Origin of the sequence: Stutzerimonas stutzeri KOS6 (assembly GCF_000307775.2) — a bacterium.
GTDB lineage: Bacteria > Pseudomonadota > Gammaproteobacteria > Pseudomonadales > Pseudomonadaceae > Stutzerimonas > Stutzerimonas stutzeri_B.
Map to the genome: position 1 here is coordinate 136,319 of NZ_KK020678.1, position 13,488 is coordinate 149,806.

Genomic DNA, 13,488 nt, shown 5'->3' on the forward strand with positions numbered 1-13,488 from the left:
GATCGAGTGAACAGGTACAAGCGGTCGCCATCTGCGGTTTCTTCCCAAAGGCCTGCCCGGTCTCGAACAGCGGGGCTACCCACTGCAGCACTTTGAAAACGCGAGCCTGCGTAGCGGGCGATAAAGTCCTCGATGCTATGGAGGACCTTTTGGTTTTCGCTAGGGCCCTCCCCTCTGACAGAACGCCAGGAGGAAAACAGTTGTAGCATCGACTCACTGGCTGCACCTGCTGGAAGCGGCAGGATGCCAAAATTGATAGCCAGCTCGCCCGCCATTGCTACCAATGCAAAGCGTTCGGCCGCTCGGCTTTCCTGCCCGCCCCTGGATGGGAACTGCTCGCGAAATTTTTCCAGCAGATCAGGCAAGTGGCTAGATTGTTCACTTTCAATCAGTCTCCGGACAAATTCCGGGCCAACGTGACCGTAGTGCGTCATGCTGCCCCTCCTAATAGCATCAGAGAAGAGTCTGCCGTCGCTCATTCCATGCAGGTTGTCCCACGCGCCATGAGCGCGGTAGGCAGAAATATCTAATAGCCGGACCTCCTGTCCTGCACGGATGCGCTGACTTCCTTCTGCCATGAATGCGCCGAGACCCAGTTCACCAGTAGAAAACAGCATGATCCGCCAGCGCTTTGTTCTCCTGGCCGAGCCGCTGCGGGTGGCTCGCGTTTTTCCAGTACCGTTCGCTAGCGCATAGACCACTGCGCCGATCTCCCGCGCGTCTGCCTCGCCTATTTCATCGAGAGCCAGAACGGTGTCATTTCGCTCGTTGGCGATACCTTCGAGCCCGTTCCCCGTAGCAAGCCATGTTCGCAGGAATTTTTCTCCGTGGCCCCAAACGGAGGCGCCGGCCATGGTTGCGATGGTTTTTCCAGTACTCGAATCTCCGACTAGGTGAAAACCTCCACCTTTAATCTGAACATGAAAAAGAAGGGGCCCGGCTAGGGCTGTACAGATGCTCAACAGCAGCAGAGGATTGCCAGCGCACATGCTGCCAATGCAACTTTGCCAGCCCTGAAGCGTTCCTCCGAGGCGATAGTCGTCAGTAGTGACTTCCTCGCTCTGGTAAACGGCTTGGCCTTCACCAATCTTCTGGCGCGGCATGATGAACAGTTTATCGCCATGCCAGCCTGTCTCCGTTGCCGCAATCATGCGTGCTGTAGGGCGCTGCTCTGCGATAAACGCCGTGATCTTATTGCGGTGCTCGTAGGAGACATCCAGTCCCATGTTCAGCAGAGTGCCGAGAATCGTGTCACTTTTTCCAGCGAGAAGCAGGTTCGGCATGGCCCACTGACGCTGCTGTTTATCCATATTAACGAAGCTGATCAGGCGACCGTAATCGCTGCCATGCTGATTGCGAGTGATGGCCTCGACCATGAGGGGGCTGCAAATCCATTCGTGGGAGGTTTGCTCGCCCTCTCTGGAGCACCAAGTGCTATGCAGCCAGACGCCTGGCCGAAGCTTCTGGCCGTCGTGCCAGATCTCCTCCTGCTGCACGCTGAAGCCGTTGCTCGGGATGGTGTTATTTTTAGCCACTAGAGGTTGGACGGAGACCTTTTCGGTCGTGCTGGATAGCCCGCCGGCCTGTTTTTCTGCAAAGGGCATAAAGCACTCCTCATTATTCGGGCGTAAGAGAGCCCGCAAACCAAAAAATTGGTTCGGAAAGAAAAAAGTTTTAGGGGTGGCCGCTTGAAATGGCTACGAGCCGGCTAGAGCGAGAGGTATGGATGAGCCATCGAGCGTGAAAAATTGCTCGCTCTTTCTGCGCACTGGTGGCGTGGTATCGGGATGTGCCAATGACGCAAACACCGGAGAGTGCAGTGCGCGTCGCTGGCAATGAAGATATCGAATGGCATTTCGTGTCCTCCTCGTGATTAGGTGGACTTACTTTGCCAAGCGGCAAACGCTTTTTCGGGCGTAATCTGACAATATCTTGGTAGGTTTAAAATTTATTCAATAAAAACAACTGGTTACGGTTCGGGTAAAGCGCAATTTTTTGAGTGGAGAGAGCTAGCTGCCTATAAAGGGTGAGCAGAGGTGCCGAATGCGTAGATGCAGGCAGCACGACATTCATGCGCGACGTTAGTGATGGCGGTTTGGGGCAAAAATGGGGCAACCGCAGCGCCATTTCATGCCATTCAATGCCGACGACTTGTTACTCGTTAAGTGCTCTATATGCGCCATAGCCCTGTAACCACGGGCCTTAAGCCCAGACTCCCGCAATAATCGCTCATCATCGGGGTGTGGGCGGAGAGGTCGGTCATGCCAGGCCTTACGTGCGGTGGGTGTGACGAAGCAGGGAATTTTCCCATACTTCATCCGTCACGTGGGCTGCGAGTCTGAGGCAATTACCCGTTCAGTCGATGAAGGACACCGAGAACTGGGCCACGGCCTGGACTACGCGCTGCGATTCGCTGCGTATCTCGAGAATCACCTCGCCGGTCTGATTGGCCAAATCTACGCCGGTGCGTGCGCGTTCACGCGTCGTAGTCATGCTGGCCACTGCGTTGCGCGTAAGGTTCTGGTTTTGCTGAACGATACCGTTGATTTCCTGAGTGGCCTGGCTGGTGCGCGAAGCCAGTTGGCGTACCTCATCGGCCACCACGGCGAATCCACGGCCCTGCTCGCCAGCACGTGCCGCCTCGATAGCGGCGTTGAGTGCGAGCAGATTGGTCTGGTCGGCGATACCGCGGATCACCTTGACGATGCTGTTGATCTGCTCTGATTGTTTGCTCAGGCCTTCTATCTGTTCGGCCACATTGGTCAGTTCGCTGGCGATATCGGTGACCACCGCAACGGTCTGGGCCACAGCACGGGTGCCGTGATCGGCGGAAACATCGGTTTCCTTGGCAATGTTGTGGGCAAGCTGGGCGGCGGCGGCTTCCAGGTCGCGGCGTTCGACCTGCGCGGTGATGTCGCTGGCGAACTTCACCACGCCATAGACGCGACCGTTGGCGTCGTACAGCGGATTATAGGTGGCACGTAGCCAGACCTGGCGACCTTGCTTGGTGATACGGCGAAAGCGGCCGGACATGAACTCGCCCTTTTTAAGGCGTGCCCAGAACTGACGGTAATCGTCGTTGTTAGTGTCCTCTGCCAGGCAGAAAATCCGGTGATGCTGACCGACCACCTCTTCGCGACGATAGCCCATCAGATCGAGGAAGTTCTGGTTGGTGCTCACCACCTCGCCGTCGAGGTTGAACTCGATCACTGCCATGGAGCGGGCGATGGCTTTGATATAGCTCTGGTGCATGTGTTCGGTCGCCACCTGGCGGGTGATGTTGGTAGCGATTTTCATCACCTTGACCACCGCGCCCTGAGCATCGCGGATCGGCATATAGGTGGCTTCCAGCCAGACTTCCCTGCCGTCTCGTGACAGTCTGGGGAAGCGGTCACTGAAATACTCGCCCTGGCGCAGGCGTTGCCAGAATTCCTGGTAGGCGTGGCTCTCGCTCAGGCTGGGGGAGCAGAACAGACGATGATGCTTGCCGACGACCTCCTCCAGGCGATATTGCACCACATCGAGAAAGGCTGGGTTGGCGTCGAGGATGATGCCATCAGGGGTGAATTCGATAATTGCCATGGATTGGCGAAGGGCCTGCAACTCAGCGTCCGGCGCGTCCTGGTGTTCCTTGCTCCGTGACCACCACATTGCACCGACCCCTCTCGCTTCGTCGTCCGAGGCAACAATAGACGAACTCTGCGGTTTCCACTAGCGGGTCAAGCTGTGTAGGGTTGGTTGCTCGATGAGCGAGGAGCATACATGGACAGCATCAGCCAATTGGCCGAGCGACTGGGCGTGGCGCTGAAGGCGCACGCTGCCCAGGTCACCACGGCAGAGTCCTGTACCGGCGGCGGGATCGCCGAGGCGATCACCCGCGTCGCAGGCAGTTCGGCCTGGTTCGAGGCCGGATACGTCACTTACTCCAATGCCCAGAAGACGCTCCAGCTGGGTGTGCCTGCAGAGTTGTTCGGGCGGGTCGGTGCAGTCAGTGCCGAAGTGGTGCAGGCGATGGTTCGAGGCGCCCAGCAGCGCAGCGGTGCACGTTATGCGGTGGCCGTCAGTGGCATCGCCGGGCCTGGTGGCGGCTCTACGGAAAAGCCGGTAGGAACCGTCTGGATCGCCTGGGGCGATGGTGCCGAGCTCCATACCGAACGCTATCTGTTCACCGGCGATCGGCAGGCCGTGCGTCAGCAGGCAGTAGCGGCTGCGCTGCACGGCTTGCTCGCGCTGGCGCTCGGAGAAAAACCGGTTCGGGGCTAGGCGAGCAAAATCGGCTATGTTCTAATACTGTCTACTTATACAGTTGTTGTGGCCTCCGGCCCTCTTGATCAAGTGAGGATTCGATGGACGAGAACAAGAAGCGCGCCTTGGCTGCAGCCCTGGGCCAGATCGAAAAGCAGTTCGGTAAGGGCGCAGTGATGCGCATGGGCGATCATGATCGCCAGGCAATCCCGGCGATTTCCACCGGCTCGCTGGGCCTGGATATCGCGCTCGGCATTGGTGGCCTGCCCAAGGGCCGTATCGTCGAGATCTACGGTCCGGAATCGTCCGGCAAGACGACCCTGACGCTATCGGTGATCGCCGAGGCGCAGAAGATGGGCGCCACCTGTGCCTTCGTCGATGCCGAGCATGCGCTGGATCCGGACTACGCCGGCAAGCTGGGCGTGAATGTCGACGATCTGCTGGTTTCGCAGCCGGATACCGGTGAGCAGGCCCTGGAAATCACCGACATGCTGGTGCGTTCCAATGCAGTGGACGTGATCATCGTGGACTCCGTTGCGGCGCTGGTACCCAAGGCCGAGATCGAAGGCGAGATGGGCGATACCCATGTCGGTCTGCAGGCGCGCCTGATGTCGCAGGCGCTGCGCAAGATCACCGGCAACATCAAGAACGCCAATTGCCTGGTCATCTTCATCAACCAGATCCGCATGAAAATCGGTGTGATGTTCGGCAGCCCGGAAACCACCACCGGCGGCAACGCACTCAAGTTCTACGCTTCGGTGCGCCTGGACATCCGCCGCACCGGCGCGGTGAAGGAAGGCGACGAGGTGGTGGGCAGCGAGACCCGCGTCAAGGTAGTCAAGAACAAGGTGGCGCCGCCGTTCCGCCAGGCCGAGTTCCAGATCCTCTACGGCAAGGGCATCTACCGAAGCGGCGAAGTAATCGACCTCGGCGTGCAGCAGGGCCTGGTCGAGAAGTCCGGTGCCTGGTACGCCTACAAGGGCAACAAGATCGGTCAGGGCAAGGCCAATGCCGCCAAGTTTCTGGAAGACAATCCGGAAATCGGGCGCGAAATCGAACAGCAGATTCGCGACAAGCTGCTCGTTGTTTCAGGTGGCAGCAAGGCGAACGCGGTCAGCGAAGATCTGGCTGACGCCGACCTCTGACACCGATGGCCGCCGTGCTCGATAATCCTGTCGCGGTGCGGCGGGCAGCGATGGACCTGCTGGCTCGACGCGAACATGGCCGCGTCGAGCTGGCGCGCAAGTTGCGCCAGCGCGGCGCATCGCCTGAGCTGATCGAGCCGGCCCTGGATCGCCTTTGCGAACAGGGCCTGTTGTCCGAGTCCCGTTATCTCGAGAGTTTTGTCCGAAGCCGGGCCAATGCCGGGTACGGGCCGTTACGTATTCGTGAAGAGCTGGCTCAGCGCGGGTTGCCGCGGGCCGACATCGAACAGGCGCTGCGTGACAGTGGCTACGACTGGGCTGAACAGCTTCGCGATCTGTGGCAGCGCAAATTCTCCGGCCGGCTGCCTCTCGATGCACGGGAGCGAGCCAAGCAGGGGCGCTTTCTCAGCTATCGCGGCTATCCGCTGGAGCTGATCAGCCGCTTGTTGCGTGGCATTGGTTCGGACGACTGAGCACCTTGCTTGCAGGCGGTCCCGGAATTCGTCTCTTGCGAATGCGTTGGCTGATGCCTCGCTCGCGGGGCGTTGGCCCGATCCAGCCCCGCTCCATCTGACCCTGTTTTCAGCACGGCGCCACCCGACCGTCTATGGACGGCAATCGGGCCATGGCAGCCCCAGCCTTGTCCGTCAGTCCTCGGTTGCCAGCGGTGTCGCCCAATTGGCGGGCTCATTGATGTAGTCGGTGAGTTCTCGCAGCCGACCATGATCACGCCCGTTGAAGACGAAGCTCAGTCGTGGCAGGCGCTGGAGTTCAGGTTCATCCAGCTCCGACTCGCAGCAGTTCTGCTGCTGGAATTCTCCCTTGAGACACAGGTCGGCGAACTCTTCGTTAAGGAATTCCATGGCCTGCTCGCTCAGCGAATGGTTCATGCGCAGGACGAAACGATCCTTCAGCCAGCGGCTGGAGTGGAAGTTGCGATAGAAATTGGCAATTTCCCTGGCGGCCTCTTCGGCGTCGTCCACCAGCCGCATCAAACGCATGTCGCTGGGCAGGATGTAGCGATTCTCCGCCAGCTGGCCGCGCAGGAACTGCAGCGCATCCTTCCAGTAGCTACCGCCCGGCTCGTCGAGCAACACGACCGGTACCAGCGGGCTCTTGCCTGTCTGGATCAGGGTCAGCACTTCCAGTGCTTCATCCAGGGTGCCGAACCCTCCGGGGCAGAGCACCAGGGCATCCGCTTCCTTGATAAAGAACAGTTTGCGGACGAAGAAGAAATGGAACGACAGCAGGTTGTCGGTGCCGCCCACGGTCGGATTGGGGTGTTGCTCGAATGGCAGGGTGATGTTCAATCCCAGGCTGTTATCGCGCCCGGCGCCTTCGTGCGCGGCGGCCATGATCCCTCCGCCAGCGCCGGTGATGACCATGAAGTTGTAGTGCGCCAGCGTCTCGCCCAACTGCCTGGCCAGTGCGTACAGCGGGTGCTCGACCGGCGTACGGGCCGAGCCGAACACCGTGACCTTGCGCCGTCGCTTGAACTGGTCGAGACGGCTGAAGGCATGCTCCATCTCGCGCATGGTCTGCAGCAGAATCTTGGCGTCCCAGCGGCTGCGGTCGGCCTGTGCCATGCGCGTGACGGTCACCAGCATTTCCCGATACAGCGGGAGGTTCGGGCTGTTTTCGGGTACGACCATGGCGGTCAGGTCGTCGATCATGCGCTCGAGCTCCGCACCGCTGGTCTTGAAGTGTCGCGACAGGTAGTCGTCCGGATCGAAGGGCATGCAACTTCTCCATGATGGGCATCGCGTTCAGGCTATAGGCTGCGGTCAGCAGGCTCAAGCCGGGCGCGCGCACTGATGGCCGGCGCCCAGTAAACGCCGGCGTGCTGGCCTTCAGATGGCGATTCGGTCGCCGGGTTCCGGTATGCGGGCTTCCCAGTCGAGCCGGTCACGGATGGCCTGTTGCAGGGTCTGCATCTTCTCCAGTTCGCCATGGACGAGGTATAGCTCCGGGCGGCTTTCGAAGTTGCTTACCCAGTCGATCAGCTGGGATTGCCCGGCGTGGGCGGAGAAGCCGCCAAGGGTGTGCACCTGGGCGTTCACTGCAATGCGCTGGTGCAACAGTTTGACGCTGGCCGCGCCGTCTACGATGGCGCGGCCAAGTGTGCCGCGGGCCTGGAAGCCGGGGATCACCAGGTGGCACTCCTTGCGCCAGAGGTTGTGCTTGAAGTGATGCAGGATGCGCCCGCCGGTGCACATGCCGCTGCCGGCAATGACGATCACGCCGCTCTTGAAACGGTTGATGGCCATGGATTCTTCCGGCGTTGGCGTGGATTTGAGGATTGGCAGCCAGCGTTCGGCGTACAGCTTGCCGCTGGCTCCGCTCATGGACGAATCGATGCCGTTGAGGTCCAGCTGATCCTTGTAATGCGCATAGATGGCGTTGGCCCTGATCGCCATCGGGCTGTCGAGGAATACGGCCTGCTGGGGCAGCCGGCCCTCACGATAGAAGCGCCCCAGGTAATAGATCAGGTCCTGGGTGCGCCCGACCGCGAACGATGGCATCAATACATTGCCGCCATCGAGGTGTGCCTGCTGCAGGATTCCGGCCAGCTCCTCGATGGTGTCTTCGTGGCTGCGGTGGTCGCGGTCGCCGTAGGTGGACTCCATGAGTACCACGTCGGCTTCCTTGAGTATGGCCGGCGGATGCATCAGTGGTGAGCAGGCATTGCCCAGATCGCCGGAGAAGACCAGGCGCCGGGTTCTGCCGTGGTCGCGTACATCCATCTGCACGATGGACGAGCCCAGGATGTGCCCGGCATCGTGGAAGGTCACGCTGACACCGCGGGCGGCTTCGAATGACTCGCCATAAGCGTGGGGCGTGCGCTGGGCCAGCATGCGCTCGGCGTCCGCGCGAGTGTAGAGCGGCTGGACCATCGGCTTGCCGATGCGGGCGCGCCACTTGTTCTCCCATTCGGCATCCTTTTCCTGGATCTGCGCCGAGTCCAGCAGCATGAGTTCGACCAGTTCGGCCGTCGCGTCGGTGCAATGCACCGGGCCGCGGTAGCCCTGTGCCACGAGTCGCGGCAGCAGCCCGCTATGATCGATATGCGCATGGGAAAGAACGACGGCATCCAGCGTCTTCGGATCGAAGGCGAACGCGCCGCGATTTCCGCTTTCTTCCTCTCGGCGGCCCTGGTGCATGCCGCATTCAAGCAGAACCCGCGCGCCGTCATGGGTCTCTATGAGATAGCAGGAGCCGGTTACCTGCTGAATGGCACCGAGAAAACTGAGCAAAGCCATGCTGTCTTCCTGTCTGTACGGTGATGCCGACATTGCCTGCTTGGCTGATCCGGCGACTTGATACATATCAGAGATAGCGAAACGAGCCCTGCCTAGACTACCGCACATCCCGCTTACCGACGGAGTGATCTCATGAGTCAGCTACTGCCCAGCCTTGTCGAGCTGGATCAACACGCGCAAGCCGAACCGGAATTCGCCGCCTGGCGTGGTGGTTATGGCCCGTTCGAGCACGCGCTGGAGACCCAGGCGGCGGTGTTCCGTCTGGCTCACCAGCTGGTACAGGCGGGGCATCAGCCGGATCTGGCGTGCGTTTACCGGTTGCTGCGGGCAGTCGATCGTGTCGCCAGTGCGGGCCTCTGGCTGGTGGTCCACATGACCTATGCGCAGCAGGTCCGGCTGGACGGCACAGCGCTGAGTGCCGACGACTTCAAGCGCCACCCCGAGGGGCATACCGGCGGTGCTCTGAACATGGTGCCGGCCTACGCCGGCTACCTGGCGCTCAACGCGTTGACCGGTCGCACCCGTGCCTGGCTGATGGGGCAGGGCCACTGCGTGGCCGCTGTCGACGCACTCAACCTGCTGACCGGTAATCTGCACCCGGAGCAGGCCCAGGCCTATGGTGACGGCGAAAAGGGCATGAACCGCTTGCTGCAGGACTTCTATGGCTACCGTCAGGCGGCCGACGGCAGTCCGCTGGCGCCGCTGGGCAGTCATGTCAATCCGCATACCGCCGGTGGCATCGCCGAAGGCGGCTATCTCGGTTTCGCCGAGCTGCAGTACGCGCATATGCCGCTGCCGGGCGAGACGCTGGTGGCCTTTCTCTCCGACGGCGCGGCGGAGGAGCAGCGGGGCAGTGACTGGATTCCGCGCTGGTGGCGCGCCGAGGATTGCGGTGTGGCGCTGCCGGTAATGATCGCCAATGGACGACGTATCGAGCAGCGTACGGCGCTGGGCACCGCGCAGGGGCTCGAGGATTTCCGCCAGCACCTGAGCCAGTGCGGGTTCGATCCGATGCCCTTCGATGGCCGTGATCCGGCTGCGTTCGTCGCGACCTTGTGGGAAATGGAGCTGCGTTTGCAGCGGCGCGTGGAGGAAAAGGCGCGCGGCATCCTCGGTTATCCGCTGCCGATGCCCTACGGCATTGCCGAGACGGTCAAGGGCTTCGGCTTCTATGCGGCCGGCAGCAATGCGGCGCACAACCTGCCGCTGCCAGGCAATCCGCGTCTTGATGAGGACTCACGTGACCTGTTCAATGAGTACGCGGCGCGCCTGTTCGTACCGCAGCAGGAGCTGGATGACTCCCTTGAGCTGTTTGTACGCAGCCGCCAGGGTCGGCTGCTCGAGCGCGACAACCCATTGGCCACGCGCCGCCCGCCCGCACCAACCATTCCGAAGCTGCACTACCGCGACGATGCCTGCTCGCCGATGAGCGCAGTCGATCGTTTCTTCGTCGAACTGACCGAGGCCAACCCAGCGCTGCGGCCCAGGGTGGGCAACCCGGACGAACTGGCGAGCAACCGCCTCGGCGGCGTGCTCAAGGCGCTCAAACATCGCGTGATCGAGCCGGAAAGTGAACTCGAGGCAGTGGATGGCGCCATCATCACGGCGCTCAACGAGGAGGCTGTGGTGTCCGCCTGCCTGGCCAACCAGGGCGGGCTGAACCTGGTTGCCAGCTACGAGGCATTCTGCGTGAAGATGCTTGGCGTGGTGCGTCAGAGCATCGTCTTTTCCCGCCAGCAGAAGGAGATCGGCAGGCCGGCCGGCTGGCTCGGCTGGCCGCTGATCGCAACATCGCACACCTGGGAGAACGGCAAGAACCAGCAGTCCCATCAGGACACCACGTTCTGCGAGGCACTGCTTGGCGAAATGAGCGACATGGTCCGGGTGCTGTTCCCGGCGGACCACAACAGCGCCCTGGCCCTGCTGCCATCGATCTACCAGGCGCGGGGTGAGCTCGCCTGCATGGTCGTGCCCAAGCGGGAGCGACCATGCTATTTCGATCGGGCCCAGGCCGAGCAGTTGGCGCGTGACGGCGCCATCGTGGTCGAGCAGCAGGCGGGTAGCGAGCCGTTGCTGCTGATCGCCAACGGCAGCTATCAGCTGGGCGAGATGCTTCGTGCCGCCCAGCGGCTCAAGGAGGCCGAGTGTGCCTATCGGCTGGTCTACCTGCAGGAACCGGGACGTTTTCGGGGGCCGCGGGACCACTGGGAGGTCGAGGCGCGGGCCAGCGATGGCGTGGCGGAACGGCTATTCCCGGACGCCATGGAAATGCGCGTGCTGCTGACACACATGCGTCCGGAAGTGGCGCGCGGACACCTCTGGCCGATCCTGCCGGATGCACGTAAATGCTCGGCGCTGGGTTACCGCAACCGTGGCGGTACGCTGGACGAGTCCGGTATGCAGTTCGCCAATCGCGCCAGCTGGGCCAACGTTCTGGCGGCCTGCGCGCGCTTGCGCAACGTGCCGCGTACGGCGTTGCTCACCCGTGAAGAGGCCGCAGCCGTGGCTGGCAAGGGTGATCCGGAAATACTGCGCGGGCAGTGAGCGAAGCGCCGGAGGCGCAGCTGGCGGGAGTGCGGTGTGCAACCGCGCCCGCCGCTCAGGACGGTTACTGGCCGCAGTCCGTGGCGGTATAGCGTTCGCTGGTGATTGGCCTGTTGCTCTGATATTCGCTGAAGTCGTAGCGCAACACTGCGCCCTGGCTCATCAATTTGCGCAACCCTTCATTCCCGCAGACGCTGACGGCCAGCTGGCTACGTACGTCGGCGGGATTGTCGCGCATCTGCGCGGCGTGTCGTGGCTGGACGCTGAGATGGTTGACCAGCACGTTGTTTTCCACGGTATACCCTTGGTCAAGGATGTCTGCATTGATGGCGCGCGGCGTGCCGACGCTGCTTTCACGGGCGACCTGGTCGAGCAACTGGCTGAGCTGCTGTTCTTGCAGCGAGGCGGCATGAGCAACGGGCAGGGCAAGGCTCAGGGCGAGCAGGGTGGTCAGGCGATGCATGGCGGTCTCCTTATGACTGCGCTAGTTCGACCGGCAGGCCGGCGCGCGGTTCATTTGCCGGGCCTTCGCAGTCCGCCTGTGCGCGCTGGTAGACTGCCCGGCTTCGTTGTCATGCCCGAGTCGATCCATGCCGCATGCTGTAGCCCGTCTGCGCGATGAGCGCCTGGCGAAAAGCCTCAAACCGTTCGTCGCTCGTGGCTCGCGAGCGCCGCGTTGCACCCGCTGCCGCGTGCCCCACAGCCACTGCCTGTGCGCCTGGCTACCGCGAATCGAAAGCGAGTGCGGCGTCTGTCTGTTGATGCATGACATCGAGCCGCTGAAGCCGAGCAATACGGGATGGCTGATTGCCGATGTCGTGCCCGATACCTTCGCGTTTACCTGGCAGCGCACCGACGTCGACCCGCGCCTGCTCGCGCTGTTGGCCGATCCACAGTGGCAGCCTCTGGTGGTATTCCCCGGCGAATACGCGCAGCCGGCGCGCCTGGTCGAGCGGGTCGAGCGGGTATCCGGCAGGCGACCGCTGTTCATACTGCTCGACGCAACCTGGACCGAGGCACGCAAGATGTTTCGCAAGAGCCCCTATCTGGATGGCCTGCCGGTGCTGAGCCTGCAGCCCGAGGCGCTTTCTCGCTATCGGCTGCGCCGCTCGACCCGCAGCGACCACCTGTGCACAGCCGAAGTGGCCGCGCTATGCCTGGAACTGGCTGGCGATGCGCAGGCGGCCAATACCCTGGATGCCTGGCTCGACGTCTTCACCGAGCACTACTTGGGAGCCAAGTACCACCGTGCGCCGGATCGGCAGAACGCCGCACATCTCGCCCTGGCGCAACCGTCATCGTGAAGATGACGGCGCCTGTGTGAGCGGTTCGGGTTTGCGTGGCCATAGCTGCGCCGCCAGCATGCCGACGAACATCAGCACGCAGCCCAGGTAGCCGCGCAGCGTCAGGCTTTCATCGAGGAACAGTGCGCCGGCGATGGCTGCGAACACCGCTTCCAGCGACAGGATGATCGCCGCATGGCTGGCAATCGCATGCTTCTGTGCCACCACCTGCAGGGTGTAACCGACGGTTACCGCGAACAACCCGCCGTAAATGAGGGCGGGGCCCGCGAGCCAGATGCTGGCCGGGTCGATTTCTTCGAAGACGATTGCCAGCAGCAGGCTCACGACGGCGCAGGTGGCGAACTGCAGGAAGGCCAGGCGAATGGCGTCATGTCGGCTGACGAAGAAACTCACCAGCAGCACGTGTACGCCCCAGACGAAGGCGCCGACCAGCTGGATCCAGTCGCCGGAGGCCACGGTGAAGTCTTCGCCAATGCTCAGCAGCGCCATGCCGGCCACCGCGAGCAAAGCGCCGAGCCAGGTTCCGAGGCCGGTCCTGTGACCGATGATCAGGCCCAGCAGCGGCACGATGATCACGTAAAGCCCGGTGATGAAGCCGGAGTTGGTCACGCTGGTAAACAGCAGGCCCACCTGCTGCAGGTTGATCCCCAACGTCAGCGCCAGGCCCATGCTCAGGCCGCCCAGCAGCAGGCCTCGCTGAAGGAAGGGCTCATGGCGGGCGGCGGTCCTTCCTCGATACAACACCAGCGGCAGCAGGGCCAGGGCACCGAGGGCGAAGCGCAGGCCGGTGAATAGGAATGGTCCGATGTTGTCCATGCCGATGCGCTGCGCAACGAAGGCAGTGCCCCAGATCATGGCGGTGATCAGCATCAGGATGTCGGCGCGGAGGGCTTGGCTACGCATGTTTCGGCTCGTTCGGCAAAAACCGCAGACTTTGCTACAAAGCGTCGCGCTTGACCACTTATTCATGGGTGGGCATGCTTGCGCCGC

The 13,488-nt window shown here is 62.0% G+C and carries 11 protein-coding genes; 5 read left to right on the forward strand and 6 right to left on the reverse strand.

Features of this window, described 5'->3' with window-relative positions:
- Together B597_RS44560 and B597_RS44565 are read right to left on the reverse strand one after the other, a co-directional pair.
- On the reverse strand, positions 1-1,604 hold a 1,604-nt coding region (locus B597_RS44560; RefSeq protein WP_024162517.1), incomplete at its 3' end, for a DUF927 domain-containing protein.
- Positions 1,605-2,355: 751 nt separating this feature from the next.
- Entirely contained in the window at positions 2,356-3,651 is a 1,296-nt protein-coding gene (locus tag B597_RS44565) for a methyl-accepting chemotaxis protein (protein ID WP_003294964.1), read from the reverse strand.
- A 111-nt stretch (positions 3,652-3,762) separates the two neighbouring features.
- Here B597_RS44565 and B597_RS44570 point away from each other — a divergent pair, with 111 nt between their 5' ends.
- The 3 genes from B597_RS44570 to recX all read left to right on the forward strand — a co-directional run bounded on the left by B597_RS44570 (position 3,763) and on the right by recX (position 5,863).
- Positions 3,763-4,263 carry a CinA family protein gene (locus tag B597_RS44570; protein ID WP_003294966.1) on the forward strand — a complete coding sequence of 167 codons (501 nt, stop codon included), beginning with the start codon at positions 3,763-3,765 and terminating at the stop codon, positions 4,261-4,263.
- Positions 4,264-4,346: 83 nt separating this feature from the next.
- The gene (recA, locus tag B597_RS44575; protein WP_003294967.1) at positions 4,347-5,390 is read left to right on the forward strand and encodes a recombinase RecA; all 1,044 of its coding nucleotides are present in this window, start codon (positions 4,347-4,349) and stop codon (positions 5,388-5,390) included.
- A 5-nt stretch (positions 5,391-5,395) separates the two neighbouring features.
- Positions 5,396-5,863 (forward strand): recombination regulator RecX, encoded by a 468-nt coding sequence (recX, locus tag B597_RS44580; RefSeq protein ID WP_003294968.1) that lies wholly within the window; start codon positions 5,396-5,398, stop codon positions 5,861-5,863.
- Between the two features lie 174 nt (positions 5,864-6,037).
- On the opposite strand, the gene B597_RS44585 is transcribed toward recX, so the two are convergent.
- Both B597_RS44585 and B597_RS44590 read right to left on the reverse strand, forming a co-directional pair.
- Positions 6,038-7,129, reverse strand: a complete 1,092-nt coding sequence (locus tag B597_RS44585; RefSeq protein ID WP_003294970.1) for an LOG family protein — start codon at positions 7,127-7,129, stop codon at positions 6,038-6,040.
- Between the two features lie 111 nt (positions 7,130-7,240).
- Entirely contained in the window at positions 7,241-8,650 is a 1,410-nt protein-coding gene (locus B597_RS44590; RefSeq protein ID WP_003294971.1) for an MBL fold metallo-hydrolase RNA specificity domain-containing protein, read from the reverse strand.
- Positions 8,651-8,782: 132 nt separating this feature from the next.
- Here B597_RS44590 and B597_RS44595 point away from each other — a divergent pair, with 132 nt between their 5' ends.
- The gene (locus B597_RS44595) at positions 8,783-11,194 is read left to right on the forward strand and encodes a phosphoketolase family protein (RefSeq protein WP_003294973.1); all 2,412 of its coding nucleotides are present in this window, start codon (positions 8,783-8,785) and stop codon (positions 11,192-11,194) included.
- 64 nt (positions 11,195-11,258) lie between these two features.
- On the opposite strand, the gene B597_RS44600 is transcribed toward B597_RS44595, so the two are convergent.
- The gene (locus tag B597_RS44600) at positions 11,259-11,657 is read right to left on the reverse strand and encodes a PA3611 family quorum-sensing-regulated virulence factor (protein WP_003294974.1); all 399 of its coding nucleotides are present in this window, start codon (positions 11,655-11,657) and stop codon (positions 11,259-11,261) included.
- A gap of 127 nt (positions 11,658-11,784) precedes the next feature.
- Here B597_RS44600 and B597_RS44605 point away from each other — a divergent pair, with 127 nt between their 5' ends.
- Positions 11,785-12,498, forward strand: a complete 714-nt coding sequence (locus tag B597_RS44605; protein WP_003294976.1) for a tRNA-uridine aminocarboxypropyltransferase — start codon at positions 11,785-11,787, stop codon at positions 12,496-12,498.
- Here B597_RS44605 and B597_RS44610 read toward each other — a convergent pair.
- Positions 12,490-13,401 (reverse strand): DMT family transporter, encoded by a 912-nt coding sequence (locus B597_RS44610; RefSeq protein WP_003294977.1) that lies wholly within the window; start codon positions 13,399-13,401, stop codon positions 12,490-12,492. The genes B597_RS44605 and B597_RS44610 overlap by 9 nt on opposite strands.
- Positions 13,402-13,488: the final 87 nt, after the last annotated feature.

Coding starts and splice junctions, on each gene's coding strand:
- B597_RS44565 (WP_003294964.1), bottom strand. CDS start 3,651: ATGTGGTGGTCACGGAGCAAGGAACACCAGGACGCGCCGGACGCTGAG.
- B597_RS44570 (WP_003294966.1), top strand. CDS start 3,763: ATGGACAGCATCAGCCAATTGGCCGAGCGACTGGGCGTGGCGCTGAAG.
- recA (WP_003294967.1), top strand. CDS start 4,347: ATGGACGAGAACAAGAAGCGCGCCTTGGCTGCAGCCCTGGGCCAGATC.
- recX (WP_003294968.1), top strand. CDS start 5,396: ATGGCCGCCGTGCTCGATAATCCTGTCGCGGTGCGGCGGGCAGCGATG.
- B597_RS44585 (WP_003294970.1), bottom strand. CDS start 7,129: ATGCCCTTCGATCCGGACGACTACCTGTCGCGACACTTCAAGACCAGC.
- B597_RS44590 (WP_003294971.1), bottom strand. CDS start 8,650: ATGGCTTTGCTCAGTTTTCTCGGTGCCATTCAGCAGGTAACCGGCTCC.
- B597_RS44595 (WP_003294973.1), top strand. CDS start 8,783: ATGAGTCAGCTACTGCCCAGCCTTGTCGAGCTGGATCAACACGCGCAA.
- B597_RS44600 (WP_003294974.1), bottom strand. CDS start 11,657: ATGCATCGCCTGACCACCCTGCTCGCCCTGAGCCTTGCCCTGCCCGTT.
- B597_RS44605 (WP_003294976.1), top strand. CDS start 11,785: ATGCCGCATGCTGTAGCCCGTCTGCGCGATGAGCGCCTGGCGAAAAGC.
- B597_RS44610 (WP_003294977.1), bottom strand. CDS start 13,401: ATGCGTAGCCAAGCCCTCCGCGCCGACATCCTGATGCTGATCACCGCC.